This is a genomic window from Pseudomonas sp. AP19 (assembly GCF_001728855.1).
GTDB classification, from domain to species: domain Bacteria; phylum Pseudomonadota; class Gammaproteobacteria; order Pseudomonadales; family Pseudomonadaceae; genus Aquipseudomonas; species Aquipseudomonas fluorescens.
The window spans coordinates 24078-43629 of record NZ_LXJP01000049.1 but is presented as its reverse complement, the minus strand read 5'-3'; the positions used below and the strand labels follow the sequence as shown (position 1 = coordinate 43629).

General features: G+C 59.5%; 5 protein-coding genes and 1 pseudogene. 4 read left to right on the top strand and 2 right to left on the bottom strand.

All coding sequences use genetic code 11. From position 1 onward, the window contains the following. Positions 1-11 precede the first annotated feature (11 nt). Entirely contained in the window at positions 12-1958 is a 1947-nt protein-coding gene (lapD, locus tag A7D21_RS26340; protein ID WP_053253714.1) for a cyclic di-GMP receptor LapD, read from the top strand. 142 nt (positions 1959-2100) lie between these two features. On the opposite strand, the gene A7D21_RS26335 is transcribed toward lapD, so the two are convergent. Both A7D21_RS26335 and A7D21_RS26330 read right to left on the bottom strand, forming a co-directional pair. Then, positions 2101-2439 (bottom strand): hypothetical protein, encoded by a 339-nt coding sequence (locus tag A7D21_RS26335; protein WP_053253715.1) that lies wholly within the window; start codon positions 2437-2439, stop codon positions 2101-2103. A 152-nt stretch (positions 2440-2591) separates the two neighbouring features. Then, positions 2592-14252, bottom strand: coding sequence for a retention module-containing protein (locus A7D21_RS26330; protein ID WP_069553061.1), 11661 nt, complete (start codon positions 14250-14252; stop codon positions 2592-2594). 338 nt (positions 14253-14590) lie between these two features. Here A7D21_RS26330 and A7D21_RS26325 point away from each other — a divergent pair, with 338 nt between their 5' ends. The 3 genes and pseudogenes from A7D21_RS26325 (at position 14591) to A7D21_RS26315 (ending at position 19500) form a co-directional block, all read left to right on the top strand. Continuing rightward, complete coding sequence (locus A7D21_RS26325; RefSeq protein ID WP_069553060.1) at positions 14591-15949, top strand: TolC family outer membrane protein; 1359 nt, start codon at positions 14591-14593, stop codon at positions 15947-15949. A gap of 41 nt (positions 15950-15990) precedes the next feature. Further along, positions 15991-18146 (top strand): annotated as a pseudogene (locus A7D21_RS26320) (type I secretion system permease/ATPase). Further along, entirely contained in the window at positions 18136-19500 is a 1365-nt protein-coding gene (locus A7D21_RS26315) for an HlyD family type I secretion periplasmic adaptor subunit (protein ID WP_053253717.1), read from the top strand. The pseudogene A7D21_RS26320 and the gene A7D21_RS26315 overlap by 11 nt, the downstream one beginning before the upstream one ends. Positions 19501-19552 lie beyond the last annotated feature (52 nt).

Genomic DNA, 19552 nt, shown 5'->3' with positions numbered 1-19552 from the left:
TAACTGATCGGATGTCTCTGTTCAAACAACTATTGATCGCAATCTGTCTGTTCCTGGTAGTCGCCTTCAGCGGCAGCTTCATGGTCAGTCTCGAAAGCTCGCGTACCCAATACGTCAACCAACTGCGTTCCCATGCACAGGACGCGGCGACCGCACTGGCGCTGTCGCTGACGCCGAATATCGACGACCCGGCCATGGTGGAGTTGCTGGTCAGCTCGATCTTCGACAGCGGCTATTACGCCAGCATCCGCGTCGTGGACTTGGCCACCGATAAAACCATCGTCGAACGCAGCGGTATTCCTGACAACAACGGTGTGCCCAACTGGTTCGTCAAACTCATCGGGCTGGAGCCGGCCGGTGGTGACGCGCTGGTCAGTCGCGGTTGGGAACAGGCGGCGCGCGTGGAGGTGGTCAGCCACCCGATGTTCGCCCTGGCCAAACTCTGGCAAAGCGCCTTGGGCAGCCTGGGTTGGTTGCTGTTGTGCGGGGCGGTGAGTGCGGTGCTTGGCGCGTTGTTGCTGCGGCGGCAGTTGAAGCCGTTGGACTACATGGTCAAGCAGTCCCACGCCATCGCTCGTCGCGAATTCCTAAGCTTGCCAGACCTGCCACGCACACCGGAACTGCGACGTGTGGTGCAGGCCATGAACCAGATGGTCGAAAAGCTCAAGGCGCTGTTCCAGGAGCAAGCGGAGCGCAGCGAAAAACTGCGCATCGAGTCCTACCAGGACAACCTCACCGGCCTCGCCAACCGTCGTTATTTCGAGATGCAGCTCAATGCGCGCGTCAGCAACCCGGAAGAGACCAACTCCGGCTATCTGCTGCTATTGCGGGTCAAGGACCTGGCCGGTCTCAACCAGCGCCTGGGTGGCCAGCGCACCGACCAATTGCTGCAAGCGGTCGGCGAACAACTGCTGCGCCAGTGTGAGCCTTATCCGGAAACCCACAACCTCGTCACGCGTATCCGTGGCGGTGAGTTCGCAGTGCTGGCGCCGGGGCTGACACGTGAAGAAGCACTGCAATTGGCGCAGAATCTTGAAAACACCTTGCTCAGCCTTCAGGCGACCGCCGCCAGTGATGTCACACCGGTCGCCTACATCGGCCTGGCGCCGTTTAACCATGGCGATTCACCGCAGGCCCTGTTGACCCTGGCTGATCAGGCCCTGGCCCAGGCCGAAGGGCAGGGCGACTCCAGTTGGGTATGCCTCGACCACAGTGCCGCCGCCAGCGTGGGTGACGATCACCATGCCTGGCACACACTGTTGGACCAGGCCCTGACCCAGCAGCGGTTTCAGCTGTACTTCCAACCGGTTGTCGCCAGCCAGGACCCGCAACTGGTCTTGCACTACAAAGTACTGTCGCGCTTGCAGGACGAAGACGGCCATACGATACCCGCCGGGCGTTTCCTGCCGTGGCTTGAGCGTTTCGGCTGGACCGCCCGCCTGGACCGTCTGATGCTCGAGCAAGTGCTCAAGCAGATGGCCGGTCACACTCACAGCCTGGCGCTGAACCTCTCAGCCGCAACCTTGCAGGATACCCAGGCGCTCAGCCGGATTTTTGAGCTGCTACGCCAGCACAGCAACCTGGGCCCGCGCCTGACGCTGGAAATCGGCGAAGAACAATTGCCCGAACAGGCCTTGCTGGAACAGTTGACCCAGCGCCTGCGCGAGCTGGGATTCTCCCTGAGCCTGCAGCGTTTTGGTGGGCGGTTCAGCATGATCGGCAACCTGGCACGGCTGGGCCTGGCGTACCTGAAGATCGACGGCAGCTACATCCGCGCCATCGACCAGGAAAGCGACAAACGCCTGTTTATCGAGGCGATCCAGCGCGCGGCCCACAGCATCGACCTGCCGTTGATCGCCGAGCGCGTGGAAACCGAGGGAGAGCTGAAAGTGATTCGCGAGATGGGGATTTTCGGCGTGCAGGGTCAGCTGTTTGGTGAGCCTGCGCCCTGGAAGTAAGCCAAACCTAATGTGCAAGCAGGCTTATGTGGGAGCTGGCTTGCCTGCGATTGCATCACCTCGGGTGTGACTGACATACCGAGGTGATGCAATCGCGGGCAAGCCCGGCTCCCACACACGCTTACCGTTAAAATTCGTGAGTTCAGATCAACCCAGTCTCTTCATCATTGATCAGGTGGCTCAACCCACCCAACGCTTCCCGTGCGTGGGTACGGTCCATCAACTTGGCCTGTGCCGCCGGCGGCAAGTCCGTCACGCTGATGACACCCTTGCGGGTCAGCACCTGAATCAAGTCGTCCAGTACCCGGATCATCTCCAGGTCGCTCTGCTTGAGCTGCGCCAGGCTGGTTTCCACCACTTCGTTGGCGTACCAGGCCTGGATCTCATGGTGATCGGCCGGCAGGGTTTCGGTCGACTCGGTAAAGGCGGCGGCCTCCACGCGACTCAATGCACCCTGTGCATCACGTTGCACGTAAAACATAACAAACCCTCGAAAATGAGCCACACGCGTTCACCAGCATAGGCCAACGGTGTGTTTATGGGCGCGAGTATGCGATGCAACCTTGCGCCAGGGCCAGCCACCTGTCGTCCAAATAAATCGGCCGCCCGTGAGGGCGGCCGATAAACCGAGGCTTAGGCGGTGTGGTCGATCTTGATAGTCGGGTCGGCACCACTGATCAGCGAGTTGATGCTGGTGTGGGACCAATCGTTGCCTTCCAGCTTGATCGTTACATCGGCATTGGCCAGGCCGCCGGCGGTGTTGAGCTTGCCTTCGGTGCTGACTTGCAAGGTCGACACGCCATCGACTGTGGTGATCTTGAGGTAGTTGTCGATAGTGCTGTCCGTCTCACCTTTCAACAGATCCTTGAGATCAATCCGGTCACCTTCCGACGCCTTGAAGTCCTTGATCACATCGTTGCCAATGTCACCGGCCTTCCACACGAAGGTATCGGCCCCCGAGCCGCCGATCAGGATGTCGTTGCCCGGCCCACCGATCAAGGTGTCGTTACCGGTGCCGCCCAGCAGGATGTCATTGCCTTTGCCACCGTCCAGCATGTCGTTGCCGCCCTGGCCGAACAGGATGTCATCGCCCGAGCCGCCCAGCAGCGTGTCGTTACCGTCCTTGGCGCCGGATACATCGAAGTCCGCGTAGTGCTCGGTGACGTACTGGTGCACGTTCGAGGTGGTCACCGCCGACACGGCCACACCGGTTTTCTGCGCGACGAAGGCCTGCAGCGCGTTGTAACCCTCACCGGTAATCCCGCTGAAGCTCACCAGGTCGCCGAAGATGATGTCGTTGCCGTCGCCACCGTTCACGGTGTCGGCGCCAGGCAGGGTCGCTTCGGTGTGGCCGAGGATGGCGTTGGCCAGGTCCTTCGGATCGATATTGCTCTGCGGCTTGCCATCGCTGTCGTACGGTTTTAGATCGGTGAGGCTGACGTCGCCATTGATACCAATCGCTTCCACTTGCGACAACCCACCCAGCAATGCAAAGGCGCTCTTCGAATTGCTCAGTGTCGACGAATCGGTGTCGTTGCCCAGGCCTGCGCGGTTGGACAGCTCAAAGGTGCCGTCGCCTTGTGCATGAACAGTGCCCAGGTTGTTGCTGTACCACCAGTTGCCAACCAAGGTCTGGAGTACAGCGTTACCGGAGGAGTCGATGGTGAAGTAGTGAGTGTTGTCCAGGTACTTGGCGACCGTTGTGCCTGGTGTGTAGTTTGAGGTGGTCACCACGTCATCGAACTTGACGTTGCCATACAGCGTCGGGTTGGTCTGCTCGCCGCTCTGGTAGTACGTCGGCTGGCCGTCGGTGATGAAGTAGGTCAGGTTGGTGGCACCGGTGTTGTTGGTGGCCAGGCCGCTTTGGAAGAAGTTGGCCGTGGTCTTGAACACGTCTTCATAGTTGGTACCGCCGCCCGACACCATCGAGTCCAGCACGGCCTTGAGCAGGACCAATGCGTTTGGATCGTTGAGGTTAATCGCGACCGACTTGTTCACCTGGGTATCGAAGTCCGCCAGGAAGATGTTCACGGTGCCTGAGGTGTTGGCGCCCAGGCTGTCTTTGAGCGAATTGAACACCGAGGTCAACGAAGCCTTCGCCGCGTTGATCGAGGAGGTGCTCATACTGCCGGAGCTGTCCACCATGAACGCAATGTTGTAGTTCTTGCCCTGCACCACGTTCAGGCCGCCGATATCGGCCACGACGATGTCGTTGCCATCGGTGCCGTTGATGCTGTCACTGCCCGAAGTGCCCGTCACCGCGCTGTAGGTGGCCGGGTACACCGTGACCGGCAATTGCGCGGTGGTGACGGCCGAACCGCCGAGGCTTTCGGTGGAGGTCGAGGTGACGGTCAGGTTGAACTGGCCGCTGTAGTAGGTCGGCGGCTTGATGGTCAGAGTGCTCAGGTCCCAGCCGGTGACGTTGACTTCGCCCACGGTCTTGGTGGCCGTGAAGGTGTGCCCGGAAGCATCGGTCAGTACCGAGCCGGCCGGGACGCCGCCGATCTTCACGCTCAAGGTTTCGGAGCCGTCGGTGTCGGTCAGCGCGGTGGTGACCTTGGACAGCTTCACGGTGCCGTTTTCCTGGCCTTCGTTGAGCTTGTAGCCCACGTAGTAACCGTCACCATTGCTGCCATGCAGGTCGGACACGGTCACGCCGGCGTTGGTCAGGTCAGTGATACCGGTATACAACGGTACGCCGCTGGTGCTCAGGTCCTTGGTCGCGCCACCGTTGACCGACAGGTTGACGTCGTAGCTGCCAAGGCCGGACTGGTTGGCGTGGTAGATCTCGAGGCTGTAGTAACCGCTCACTGTCGGGGTGATTGAGCCACTGAACGCACCGCTGTTAGTGCCCCACTGCGCGCTGGCCACGTCTTTGCCGCCGACGTTGATCACCAGGCTGTCATCGCCGGTGCCGCTGAAGGTATAGGTCTTACCGGCTTCCATGTAGATCAGGCCGGAAGTCTTCGAGCCGGCACCCGCAGAGACGTTTGCGGTGGACTCGACGTTGGTCACCACCCCACTGCTATTGGGTGTGCCAGCTTTATCAATGGCGTTTTTCAGGTCGGCGGGTGCTGCGCCGTTCCCGTTGGTGCCAAGCCCGGAAATGCTGTTCCAGCTTTGCTTGAGCAAGCCGACCGAATTGACGCTGTTGTCGGCCACAGTCAGGGTCGGTGCGTCGGCCACCGGTGTGATATCGACTTTCACCGTGGCGCTATTGCCCAAGTCCTTGCCATCAGTCGGCTGGAACTTGAACTGCGCGTAATCGGCTTGCTGGTTGCCGATGCCGGTGCCGCCATAACCGTTGGTGCCGGACTCGTTGGCGTTAGGCATGAAGCGCAACTGGCCGCCGTCGATCTGGGCTTTGGTGAAGGTTTGGCCCGCGGTCACGTTGCTCCAGGTGGCGCCATCCGCCGCCAGGTATTGCAGTTTGCCGGCCACTGGCAGGTCGGTAATCTTCACGCCGAGGCTGGCTTGTGGCGAGTCCACATCGGTGACGCCGAAGTTGGCCCAGGTCAGTGCCAGCGCCGTGTCTTCGGTGCCGGTCACGGCACTGCCAGTGGCTACCGGCGGATCGTTGACGGCCACGACGTTAATCGTGGTGGTGGCGACGTTGGAGTAGTTGCCGCCATCGGTCACGGTCACGGTAATCACGCGCGGCGTGGTGCTCGGGTCGTGGCTGCTGTTGGTGAACGTGATGTTCTTGATCTGCTGCATGTAGTCAGCCAGCGACGCCGTGCCGGTCAATGTCAGCGTGATCTTGCCTGTAGCAGGGTCCGTGGTCGGGGTCACGGTGATGCCGGTGACGTTTGTGACGTTCAGCGAGTCGCCTTGCTGAGTGTTGGTCAGCACCACGGTGGCGCCGGTCAGTTGGGTGCTGTCCGGATCGGTAATCTTGATATCGGTGTCAGCAATCGACACGCCAGTGCCGCCTTCGGTGAACGACGTCTTATAGTCGGTACCCGTGGCGCCGCTGGAATTGTTGGCATCCAGGTCGATAACCGGCGGCGCATCGTTGTCGATGATGTTGGTGCTGACGCTGCCATTACCCACCACCAGGCTCTCGAAGTTGCCACCGGTGGTCTTGTCGATGGTGATGACAATCTGTTCCGTCGGCTCGGTGATCTTGTCGTCGATCGTGGCGATGTTAAACGGCACGCTGCTGGAGCCGGCCGGGATCTTCACGGTGTACACGCCGTTGAAGTCCGAACCGTCGGTGGCGGTGCCGCTGTACTTGAGCGTCACGGTCATATCGGTTTGTGCCGGGTTGCTCAGGTTCAGCGTGTAGTGCGCAGTGCCGCCTTCAGTGACCGAAGCGTCGCCGGTAATGCTGATGGTGGTGCTGTTGACTACATCCGTCACCTTGGTGACCACAGTGCTGCCGTCGACGATCAGGTGTTCGTACTTGTCGCCGCCGCTGACCACGCCAGTGATCTTGGTGCTGACATCATTGGCACCGACATACGCGTCGTTAGGCGCAACAGCCGTAACGGTACTGCTGGACGTGCCGCTGCCGATGGTGATGGTCGAGCCGTTCGCCAGCTTGATCACCAAGTCGGAACCGACGTTGTTCACTGCTGCACCATTCTTGTCGACCAAGGAGGCGGTGTAGACGATCTGGCCGCCCTCACTGACCGAGCCGGTGGCCTTGAGCGAAACCGTCACGTCATCGATGGTGTCGTTGATCGTGGTGGTCGCACCACCCGGGGTGATGGTCACACCCTCGAAGTTACCGCCAGTGGTACCAGTGATCTTGACGGTCTGAGTGCTCTTGTCGATGAACACGTCATCGCTCGGAGCAGGGACGGTCACGGTGCCCACGGTCGCACCTTGCTTGATGGTGATGCTGGCGCCGTTATCGAGCTGGACCACCATGTCGGTGCCGGTCTTGTTGCTCAAGGTGGCGGTGTAGGTGATCTGGCCGCCTTCGTTGACTGCGCTTGGTGCGGTCAGCGTAACGCTGGTGAGATCGGTGCTGCTCGGTGTGTCGGTGACGGTGGTATTTACCGGCGTAGTGCCCGGTACCAGGTTTTCGAAATGCTCGCCGCCGGTCACGCCTTTGATGACGGTGGTGACGGTCTGGTCGCCTTTGTACACATCGTTTGGCGCTACAACCGAAACGGTGCCGCTGGACTGATTCACACCGATGGTGATGGTTTTGCCATTGTCCAGGGTCACGGTCAGTGGGTTGGTGATGTTGGTCACCAAGGCGCCGTTTTTATCCACAAGGCTGGCGGTGTAGACGATGTTGCCGCCTTCGCCGACGGTGGTGGTAGCGGTCAGGACTACATCAACCTTGTCGATGGTGTCGTTGATCGTGGTGGTTGCGCCGTTACCAGCAACTTCAAGGTTCTCGAAGTTACCGCCAGTAGCGTCAGTGATTTTGACGGTCTGAGTGCTCTTATCGATGAACACGTCATCGCTAGGTGCTGGGACGGTCACAGTACCGACGGTGTCGCCGGCTTTGATGGTGATAGTCGAGCCGTTGTCGAGTTTCAGAGTGACGTCGGTGCCGGCCTTGTTGCTCAAGGTCGCGGTGTACGTAATCTGACCACCTTCGTTGACTGCGCTTGGTGCGGTCAGCGTTACGGTGGTGGTGTCCGCAGTGCCCGGTGTGTCGGTGACGGTGGTGTTAACCGGCGTAGTGCCCGGTACCAGGTTTTCGAAATGCTCGCCGCCGGTCACGCCTTTGATGACGGTGGTGACGGTCTGGTCGCCTTTGTACACATCGTTTGGCGCTACAACCGAAACGGTGCCGCTGGACTGATTCACGCCGATGGTGATGGTTTTGCCATTGTCCAGGGTCACGGTCAGTGGGTTGGTGATGTTGGTCACCGCGTTACCCGACTTGTCGACCAGCGACGCGGTGTAGACGATGTTGCCGCCTTCGCCAACCGTGGTGGTGGCAGTCAGTACGACGTCGACCTTGTCGATGGTGTCGTTGATAGTCGTTGTTGCGCCGTTGCCTGCAACTTCCAACTTCTCAAAGTTACCGCCAGTAGCGTCAGTGATCTTGACGGTCTGAGTGCTCTTGTCGATGAACACATCGTCGCTTGGCGCCGGGACAGTCACAGTACCGACGGTATCACCGGCTTTGATGGTGATAGTCGAGCCGTTATCCAGTTTCAGCGTGACGTCAGTACCCGCTTTATTGGAAAGCGTAGCGGTGTACGTGATCTGACCACCTTCGTTAACTACGCTTGGCGCAGTCAGCGTGACGGTGGTGGTGTCTGCAGTGCCCGGTGTGTCGGTCACGGTGGTGTTAACCGGCGTAGTGCCCGGCACCAGGTTTTCGAAGTGCTCGCCGCCGGTCACGCCTTTGATGACGGTGGTGACGGTCTGGTCGCCTTTGTACACATCGTTTGGCGCTACAACCGAAACGGTGCCGCTCGACTGATTCACGCCGATGGTGATGGTTTTGCCATTGTCCAGGGTCACGGTCAGTGGGTTGGTGATGTTAGTCACCGCGTTACCCGCCTTGTCGACCAGCGACGCGGTGTAAACGATGTTGCCGCCTTCACCTACGGTGGTAGTAGCGGTCAGAACCACATCAACTTTGTCGATAGTGTCGTTGATCGTGGTGGTCGCACCGTTACCAGCAACTTCAAGCTTCTCGAAGTTACCGCCAGTAGCGTCAGTGATTTTGACGGTCTGAGTGCTCTTATCGATGAACACGTCATCGCTTGGTGCTGGGACAGTCACAGTACCGACGGTGTCGCCCGCCTTGATGGTGATAGTCGAGCCGTTGTCCAATTTCAGAGTGACGTCGGTGCCGGCCTTGTTGCTCAAGGTCGCGGTGTATGTGATCTGACCACCTTCGTTGACTGCGCTTGGTGCGGTCAGCGTCACGGTTGTGGTGTCCGCAGTGCCCGGTGTGTCGGTGACGGTGGTGTTAACCGGCGTAGTGCCCGGCACCAGGTTTTCGAAGTGCTCGCCGCCGGTCACGCCTTTGATGACGGTGGTGACGGTCTGGTCGCCTTTGTACACATCGTTTGGCGCTACAACCGAAACGGTGCCGCTGGACTGATTCACACCGATGGTGATGGTTTTGCCATTGTCCAGGGTCACGGTCAGTGGGTTGGTGATGTTAGTCACCGCGTTACCCGACTTGTCGACCAGCGACGCGGTGTAGACGATGTTGCCGCCTTCGCCGACGGTGGTGGTAGCGGTCAGGACTACATCAACCTTGTCGATGGTGTCGTTGATCGTGGTGGTCGCACCGTTACCAGCAACCTCAAGCTTCTCGAAGTTACCGCCAGTAGCGTCAGTGATTTTGACGGTCTGAGTGCTCTTATCGATGAACACGTCATCGCTTGGTGCTGGGACAGTCACAGTGCCGACGGTGTCGCCCGCCTTGATGGTGATAGTCGAGCCGTTGTCGAGTTTCAGAGTGACGTCGGTGCCGGCCTTGTTGCTCAAGGTCGCGGTGTACGTAATCTGACCACCTTCGTTAACTACGCTTGGCGCGGTCAGCGTTACGGTGGTGGTGTCCGCAGTGCCAGGTGTATCGGTCACGGTGGTGTTCACCGGTGTAGTACCCGGAACCAAATTCTCGAAGTGCTCGCCGCCGGTCACGCCTTTGATAGCGGTGGTGACGGTCTGGTCGCCCTTGTAGGCATCATCTGGAGCTACAACCGAAACGGTACCGCTCGACTGATTCACACCGATGGTGATGGTCTGGCCGTTATCCAAGGTCACGGTCAATGGGTTGGTGATGTTAGTCACTGCCGTGCCGTTTTTATCCACAAGGCTGGCGGTATAGACGATGTTGCCGCCTTCGCCGACGGTGGTGGTAGCGGTCAGGACTACATCAACCTTGTCGATGGTGTCGTTGATCGTGGTGGTTGCGCCGTTACCAGCAACTTCAAGCTTCTCGAAGTTACCGCCAGTAGCGTCAGTGATTTTGACGGTCTGGGTGCTCTTGTCGATGAACACGTCATCGCTAGGTGCTGGGACAGTCACGGTACCGACGGTGTCGCCCGCCTTGATGGTGATAGTCGAGCCGTTGTCGAGTTTCAGAGTGACGTCGGTACCGGCCTTGTTGCTCAAAGTGGCGGTGTACGTAATCTGACCACCCTCGTTGACTGCGCTTGGTGCGGTCAGCGTGACAGTGGTGGTGTCTGCAGTGCCCGGAGTGTCAGTCACAGTGGTGGTGACTTTATCGGTACCTGGCACCAGGTTTTCGAAATGCTCGCCGCCAGTCACGCCTTTGATAGCAGCCGTTACGGTTTGGTCGCCCTTGTAGACATCGTTCGGCGCCACGGTGGTAACGGTGCCGCTGGACTGGTTCACACCGATAGTGATGGTCTGGTCGTTATCCAAGGTCACGGTCAGTGGGTTGGTGATGTTGGTCACCGCGTTACCCGACTTATCGACCAGCGACGCTGTGTAGACGATATTGCCGCCTTCGCCAACAGTGGTATTGGCAGTCAGAACCACATCAACTTTATCGATGGTGTCGTTGATCGTGGTGGTCGCACCGTTACCAGCAACTTCCAGCTTCTCGAAATTACCGCCAGCGGTGTCAGTGATCTTGACCGTTTGAGTGCTCTTGTCGATGAACACGTCATCGCTCGGCGCTGGGACCGTCACAGTACCGACGGTATCGCCGGCCTTGATGGTGATAGTTGAGCCGTTGTCGAGTTTCAGGGTTACGTCGGTACCCGCTTTATTAGAAAGCGTAGCGGTGTAGGTAATCTGGCCACCTTCACTCACCTCGGACGGAGCTGTCAGGGTCACGGTGGTGGTATCGGCGGTGCCCGGTGTGTCAGTCACAGTGGTGGTGACTTTATCGGTACCCGGCGCCAGGTTTTCGAAGTGCTCGCCGCCGGTCACGCCTTTGATAGCAGCCGTTACGGTTTGGTCGCCCTTGTAGACATCGTTCGGCGCCACGGTGGTAACGGTGCCGCTCGACTGGTTCACACCGATGGTGATGGTCTGGCCGTTATCCAAGGTCACGGTCAGTGGGTTGGTGATGTTGGTCACCGCGTTACCCGACTTATCGACCAGCGACGCGGTGTAAAGGATATTGCCGCCCTCACCAACGGTGGTGGTGGCAGTCAGTACGACGTCGACCTTGTCGATGGTGTCGTTGATCGTCGTCGTTGCGCCGTCGCCAGCAACTTCCAGCTTCTCGAAGTTACCGCCAGCGGTGTCAGTGATCTTGACCGTCTGGGTGCTCTTGTCGATGAACACGTCATCGCTCGGCGCTGGGACAGTCACAGTGCCGACTGTATCGCCGGCTTTGATGGTGATAGTCGAGCCGTTATCCAACTTCAGAGTGACGTCAGTACCCGCTTTATTGGAGAGCGTAGCGGTGTAAGTAATCTGACCACCCTCACTCACCTGCGACGGAGCCGTCAGGGTCACGGTAGTGGTGTCAATCGAGTCAGTAATCGTGGTGACCGCTGGTGTCGTACTCGGCACCAGGTTCTCGAAATTGCCGCCCGTCGCGCCCGTGATAGTGGTGCTGACAGTGCTGCCGTTTACGTAGACGTCGTTCGGCGGGGTGTCGACGATCACGCTGCCCACCGACTCGCCAGCCTTGATGGTAATCACCGAGCCATTGCTCAAAGTGACAGTTACCGGCGTCTGCGCAGGATTGGTCAGCGTAGCGGTGTAAGTGATCTGACCACCTTCGGTCACGGTATTGCCCGCCGTCAGCGTGACGGTGGTGGTATCGATCGAATCAGTAATTGTGGTGACCGCAGGCGTTGTGCTCGGTACCAGGTTCTCAAAATTGCCGCCGGTCGCGCCTGTAATCGTGGTGCTGACAGTCGAACCGTTGTTGTAGACGTCGTTAGCCGGAGTATCGACCACAACCGTGCCAACCGACTCGCCGGCCTTGATGGTAATCACCGAGCCATTGCTCAAGGTGACAGTTACCGGCGTCTGCGCAGGATTGGTCAGCGTAGCGGTGTAAGTGATCTGACCGCCTTCGGTCACGGTATTGCCCGCCGTCAGCGTGACGGTGGTGGTGTCGATCGAATCAGTAATCGTGGTGACCGCAGGCGTTTTGCTCGGTACCAGATTCTCAAAGTTGCCGCCGGTCGCGCCTGTAATAGTAGTGCTGACAGTCGAACCGTTGTTGTAGACGTCGTTAGCCGGGGTATCGACCACAACCGTGCCAGTCGACTCGCCAGCCTTGATGGTAATCACCGAGCCATTGCTCAAAGTGACAGTCACCGGCGTCTGCGCAGGATTGGTCAGCGTAGCGGTGTAAGTGATCTGACCGCCTTCGGTCACGGTATTGCCCGCCGTCAGCGTGACGGTGGTGGTATCGATCGAATCAGTAATCGTGGTGACCGCAGGCGTTGTGCTCGGTACCAGATTCTCAAAGTTGCCGCCGGTCGCGCCTGTAATCGTAGTGCTGACAGTCGAACCGTTGTTGTAGACGTCGTTAGCCGGAGTATCGACCACAACTGTGCCCACCGACTCGCCAGCCTTGATGGTAATCACCGAGCCATTGCTCAAGGTGACAGTCACCGGCGTCTGCGCAGGATTGGTCAAGGTGGCGGTGTAAGTGATCTGACCGCCTTCGGTCACGGTATTGCCCGCCGTCAGCGTAACGGTGGTGGTATCGATCGAATCAGTAATCGTGGTTACCGCAGGCGTTGTGCTCGGTACCAGGTTCTCAAAGTTGCCGCCTGTCGCACCGGTAATCGTGGTGCTGACAGTCGAACCGTTGTTGTAGACGTCGTTAGCCGGAGTATCGACCACAACCGTGCCAACCGACTCGCCGGCCTTGATGGTAATCACCGAGCCATTGCTCAAAGTGACAGTTACCGGCGTTTGCGCAGGATTGTTCAAGGTAGCGGTGTAGGTGATCTGCCCACCTTCGGTCACGTTTTGACCTGCGGTCAGCGTGACGGTGGTGGTATCGATCGAATCAGTAATCGTGGTGACCGCAGGCGTTGTGCTCGGTACCAGATTCTCAAAGTTGCCGCCGGTCGCGCCTGTAATCGTAGTGCTGACAGTCGAACCGTTGTTGTAGACGTCGTTAGCCGGAGTATCGACCACAACCGTGCCAGTCGACTCGCCAGCCTTGATGGTAATCACCGAGCCATTGCTCAAGGTGACAGTCACCGGCGTCTGCGCAGGATTGGTCAAGGTGGCGGTGTAAGTGATCTGACCGCCTTCGGTCACGGTATTGCCCGCCGTCAGCGTGACGGTGGTGGTATCGATCGAATCAGTAATCGTGGTGACCGCAGGCGTTGTGCTCGGTACCAGGTTCTCAAAGTTGCCGCCGGTCGCGCCTGTAATCGTAGTGCTGACAGTTGAACCGTTGTTGTAGACGTCGTTAGCCGGAGTATCGACCACAACCGTGCCAGTCGACTCGCCAGCCTTGATGGTAATCACCGAGCCATTGCTCAAGGTGACAGTTACCGGCGTCTGCGCAGGATTGGTCAGCGTAGCGGTGTAAGTGATCTGCCCACCTTCGGTCACGTTTTGACCTGCGGTCAGCGTAACGGTAGTGGTGTCGATGGTATCGGTAATCTGAGTAACGGCCGGATTAGGGTCGAGGGTCAGTACCAGGTTGTTGCCGCCGGTGGTGCCGGTGACGTTGACGGTGATCTGGCTTGCGTCGATGTATGGGCTGTCATTGGGTGCCAGCGGTACGTTGACGGTGCCGGTCAGTTGGCCGGCATTGATCGTGATCACCGCGCCATTGGACAGGGTGATGCTCAAGTCGCTGGAGGGCGCCTGCGTGACGGTGGCGGTGTAGGTCAGTACGCCGCCGGCTTCGGTAATGGTGGGGGTCGCGCTCAGGCTCAGCGTCGAGGCCTGCAGGGCGAGGTTGCCCGTGTTGGCGGCTTGGGCGCCCGTGAGTTGGGTCAGCGTCGAAGCGCCCTGGCCCAGCGGGCCGGTTGGGAAGCCGATTGTGGGATCGACACGGCCAGCGGTCGCATCCAGTACGACGAAGCTGTGGCCCCCGCCTGCAGCGCCGTTACCGGCTGCGGTCGGGCCGGCAGCAGTGGCTTCCAGGTCGGTGGTCGGGTCGGCACCTGCGACGATGGCTTGTTGCAGCTCGGCAACCGACGGCGCGGCGTTCTCAGCGGCAGCGGCCAGGTCGGTGCTGGAGTCCGGCAAATCGGCGCTCCACTGGGTATCGCGGCCCAGGTCCAGCGTACGGCCGTCGGCCAGCTCCAGGCTGACAGCGCCAGACAGGCCAGTGTCTACTTGGTCGCCCGCGAACAGACGGTCGCCCTCAACAAGAACTCGGCGCGTTCCTTCCGGAGAAATAACGAAAACTTGACCAACAATGCTTTTGACGATGGCAACAACACTGCTCATTAAAATTTTCTCCGGCGTTCCGTTCTGATGAAATCCATGTGGCAGCCCAAGTTAGGACGCCAGATAGTAGGGGGCGTAGTCTATGGTGTTAATGACGTCAAATATTTGGCTATATTTTTTCGCGATCTAGTTTATGCCAAACTATTGACCTTCTGGTCGTCATCCTAAACAATCGCCTCCGTAATGTCACATTGATATTTATGCGGCGAACCGTCCTACATGTGTGAAGCAGTTCCGCTTTTTGAACTTTCCGACGTACGGTCATAACGGTAGCCATTATCCGACGCAGCGAGGCCAATCGCTGTGATTTGAGACAAGAAGTCCTGGGGAATTTTTTAATGCGTCTGCACCTGTTTAAGGCAATACCGTTCGTCCTCGCCGCCAGTTTTGTACAAGCCCAAACATTGCCCCAGGCCATGCAACAGGCGCTGGATGTGCACCCGGAAATTCAAGCCGGTGTGAACAGCCGTATCGCCGCCGATTACCAATTGCGCGCCGCCCAAGGTGGTTACCTGCCGCGCGTTGACCTGAACGCCGGTTACGGCCGTGAAGGCACCGACAACTCAACCACCCGCGCCGCCAATGGCCCAAACGGCAACCACTGGGACACGCTCAATCGCGGCGAGTCCAGCTTGCGCCTGCAACAAATGATTTTTGACGGTTTCGCCACCTCCAGCGAAGTCGGGCGTCAACAAGCCAACGTTAATTCTCGTGCTTACTCGTTGCTGGGTACCTCCGAGCGCACCGGGCTGACCGTCGCCCAGGTGTACCTGGACGTGCTGACCCGTCGCGAATTCGTGCGCCTGGCTGAAGAAAACCTGCGCAACCACGAACGCATCTACGACCAGATCAAATTGCGCACCCAGCGCGGCGTTGGCAACGGCGCCGACCAGGACCAGGCCGAAGCGCGTCTGGCCCAGGCCCGCAACAACCTGATCACCGAGCAGACCAACCTGGCCGACTCGCAGGTCAACTACCTCAGTGCCGTTGGCCAGATGCCCGACCAGCTCGAGCGCCCGGCGCCGTTCATGGCCATGCTGCCGGCAGACCTGAATGAAGCGCGCCGCCAGATGCTCGACAACAGCCCGATCCTGCGTTCGGCCGAGTCGGACATTTCCGCCGCCGAAAGCCAGTACGAAGCCGCCAAGTCGACCTTCTACCCGCGTTTTGATGCCGAGCTCGGCACCAACGCCGACAACAACGTATCCGGCGATGCCAGCCACAGTAACGGCTGGGAAGCCATGGTGCGCATGCGCTTCAACCTGTTCGCCGGTGGCAGCAACAAGGCTGACCTGCAATCCAAGTCGTATCAGGCCAGCCAGGCACTGGATATCCGCAACAACGCCTTGCGCCAACTCAATGAAGAACTGGGCCTTGCCTGGAACGCCTTGAACAACGCGAATGCGCAGTTGCCGGTGGCTCAGCAATACGTGGATCACAGCACCCGTGTGCGCACGTCCTACCAGCAGCAGTTTAGTCTGGGCCAGCGTACCCTGCTGGATTTGCTCGACAGCGAGAACGAATTGTTCACCGCTTCCCGTCGTTTGGAAGAGATCAAGAACATTCAGTTATTTACTCAATATCGAATCAAGGCGACCATGGGCGAATTGCTCAAAAGCCAGGGCGTGGTCGCACCGATGGCCTCCGTCGTGCAGAACGACGTGAAGCCTAAAGTCCAACTGCCTGGGATGAATTGAGCCACCCCAATAGCCCCATCTGTTAGTCGAGAGTGCAGCGCGTGGAATCCGAAGTCAGTCGAGTTCATCTCAGTCATGATCCACGCACGCTGCACGACGACCCGTTACTGGACGGGTTGTTGGCGCTTTGTGCCCTGCATCAAAAACCCGCCAGCGCAGCCATGCTCACCACCGGCCTGCCGCTGCCTTCGCAGCGGTTGAGCGCCGAGCTGCTGCCTCGCGCCGCCGCGCGTGCCGGGCTGCAGGGGCGGTTGCTGCAACGCAAGCTCGAACAGATTCCGACAATTGCACTGCCCGCGCTGCTGTTGCTCAAAGACGGGCGCAGTACCGTGCTGGTGGGCTGGCAAGGCGAAGACGAGGCGCGAATCCTGCTCAGCGAAAGCGACGGCGGTGAAGTGCTGATCAAGCGTGAGCAATTGGCCGAGGACTACATCGGCAAGGTCTTCTTCGCCCAGCCTCAGCACAAATTCGACGTCAACCACGGCACCCTGATTCCCCGGGCGCGCTCGTGGTTCCGTGACACCCTCATGCGCTCGCGCTGGCTCTACACCGATGCCATCGCCGCGAGCTTCCTGATCAACATCATCGCCATGGCCGCGCCGCTGTTCGTGATGAACGTGTACGACCGTGTCGTGCCGAACCAGGCCACTGCCACCCTGTGGGTGCTGGCCGTAGGTATCGGCGGCGCGTACCTGTTCGACCTGATCCTCAAAAGCCTGCGCAGTCTGTGCCTGGACCTGGCCGGTAAAAAGACCGACCTGATCATCTCGGCCACGCTGTTCGAGCGCATCGTCGGCATGTCCATGAAGTACCGCCCGGCGCGGGTCGGCAGCTTTGCGCAGAACATTCATGAGTTTCAGAGCCTGCGTGATTTCCTCGCGTCGCTGACCCTTACCAGCCTGATCGACCTGCCGTTTACGCTGCTGATTTTCCTGGTAATCGCGATTCTCGGCGGGCACTTGGTGTGGATTCCGGTGCTGGCGTTCCCGCTTGCCCTCGGCATTGGCTACGCCCTGCAAAACCGCTGGTGGCGACCATGGAGCGAACCATGGCCCTGGCCGCCGAGCGCCAGTCGAGCCTGATCGAAACCCTCGCCGGGCTGGACGCGGTCAAGGTCAACAACGCCGAAAGCGAGCGCCAGTACGGTTGGGAGCAGACTATCGGCACCCTGAGCCGGCTTGAGTTGCGCGTGAAGTTGCTGTCGGGCCTGTCGATGAACATGACCCTGCTGATCCAGCAATTGGCCGGCGTGGTCATGATCGTATTCGGCGTGTACCAGATCATCGACGGCAACCTCAGCATGGGCGGCCTGATTGCCTGCTACATGCTCAGCGGCCGCGCCTTGAGCCCGCTGGCCTCACTGTCGGGCCTGCTGACCCGTTACCAGCAAGCCAAGGTCACCATGACCTCGGTGGACCAGATGATGGAGCTGCCCCAGGAGCGCAATTTCGAAGAGCGCCCGATGAGCCGTCGCACCCTGCAAGGCGCCATCGAGTGCCGGGGCCTGAATTTCACCTACCCGAACCAACAGAACGCCGCGCTGAAAAACATCAACCTGGTGATCAAACCGGGCGAGAAAATCGGCATCATCGGCCGCAGCGGCTCGGGTAAAAGCTCCCTCGCCAAACTGATTGTCGGCCTTTATCAGCCAGACTCCGGCGCCTTGCTGGTGGACGGCGTCGATGTGCGCCAGATCGATGTGAGCGAACTTCGCCACAACATCGGCTACGTCGCCCAAGACATCCAATTGCTGGCCGGCACCCTGCGCGACAACCTGGTGTCCGGTGCGCGTTACGTAGAAGACGAAATGGTCCTGCAAGCCGCCGAGCTGGCCGGCGTGCACGAATTTGCGCGCCTGCACCCCCAGGGCTATGAGCTGCAAGTCGGCGAGCGTGGGCAAAACCTGTCCGGCGGCCAACGTCAGAACGTCGCCCTGGCGCGTGCATTGTTGCTCAACCCGCCCATCCTGCTGCTGGACGAACCCACCAGCGCCATGGACAACACCGGTGAAGAACGCTTGAAACAACGCCTGCAAGCCGTGGTGCAAAGCAAGACCGTGGTGCTGGTCACCCACCGTGCCTCGCTGCTTTCTCTGGTGGACCGTCTGTTGGTCGTCGACCGTGGGCAGATCCTCGCGGACGGCCCGAAAGCGGTGGTTATGGAAGCGTTGAAAAAGGGGCAGATCAGTGTTGCTTAAGTCCATCAAAAGCGCGGTTGGCCGCTATTTCAAAGGCTCCGACTCCCTGCGCAACCAGCCCCTGCCCGAGGTTAACAAAGCCCTGATCGAAGATGCACCGCGGGTTATCCGCCTGACCATCTGGGCGATCATCGCGTTCTTCGTATTTCTGGTGGTATGGGCGGGTTTCTCCAGCATTGACGAAGTCACTCGTGGCGACGGCAAGGCGATTCCGTCGTCCAAGCTGCAGAAAATCCAGAACCTGGAAGGCGGCATCGTTTCCGAGTTGTATGTGAAAGAAGGCCAGATTGTAGAGGCTGGCGCGCCGTTGATTCGCCTCGATGACACGCGGTTTGTCTCCAATGCCGGTGAAACCGAAGCCTTGCGCCTGGCCATGCAACTGCGTGTCGAGCGTCTCAGCGCGCAGGTGGATGATCGCCCGCTGAACATCCCTGACGAGGTGCTCAAGGCCGCCCCAAGCCAGGCCGCCAACGAACGCTCCTTGTATGAAAGCCGTCGCCAGCAGTTGAAGGACGAAGTGGGCGGCTTGCAGGAGCAATTGGTGCAGCGCCAGCAGGAACTGCGCGAATTTACCTCTAAGCAGGGCCAGTACCGCAGCCAGTTGTCTCTGCAACGCCAGGAAATCAACATGTCCGAGCCGTTGGTGGCGCAGGGTGCGGTGTCGCCGGTGGAAGTCTTGCGCCTCAAGCGCGCCGAAATGGAAACCCGTGGTCAGCTCGACGCCACCACCCTGGCGATTCCCCGCGCCGAATCGGCGATCAAGGAAGTGCAGCGCAAGATCGACGAAACCCGTGGCAAATTCCGCAGTGAAGCGCTGACCCAGCTCAACGAAGCCCGCACCGAACTGAACAAGGCCGAATCCACTGGCCGCGCCCTCGAAGACCGCGTCAGCCGCACGCTGGTCACCTCGCCAGTGCGCGGTATCGTCAAGCAGTTGCTGGTCAACACCGTGGGCGGCGTGATCCAGCCGGGCAGCGACATGGTCGAAATCGTGCCGCTCAACGACACCCTGCTGGTGGAAGCCAAGATCCGCCCGCAAGACATTGCTTTCCTGCACCCGGGGCAAGAAGCGATCGTTAAATTCACCGCCTATGACTACACCATCTACGGCGGCCTGAAGGCCAAGCTGGAACGCATTGGTGCCGACACCATTACCGATGAAGACAAAAAAACCACTTACTACATGATCACCCTGCGCACCGACCGCAGCCACTTGGGCACCGATGAGAAGCCGTTGCTGATCATCCCCGGCATGGTGGCGTCAGTGGATATCATCACTGGCAAGAAAAGCATCCTGAGCTACCTGCTCAAGCCGATCATCAAGGCGCGGGCCGAGGCGTTGCACGAGCGGTAATCTCTATCGCCTGCCAGGGCCTCATCGCAGGCAAGCCAGCTCCCACATGTTG

Excerpts from the sequence above, each read along its gene's own strand:
- lapD (WP_053253714.1), top strand. The coding sequence starts at position 12 with ATGTCTCTGTTCAAACAACTATTGATCGCAATCTGTCTGTTCCTGGTA.
- A7D21_RS26335 (WP_053253715.1), bottom strand. The coding sequence starts at position 2,439 with ATGTTTTACGTGCAACGTGATGCACAGGGTGCATTGAGTCGCGTGGAG.
- A7D21_RS26330 (WP_069553061.1), bottom strand. The coding sequence starts at position 14,252 with ATGAGCAGTGTTGTTGCCATCGTCAAAAGCATTGTTGGTCAAGTTTTC.
- A7D21_RS26325 (WP_069553060.1), top strand. The coding sequence starts at position 14,591 with ATGCGTCTGCACCTGTTTAAGGCAATACCGTTCGTCCTCGCCGCCAGT.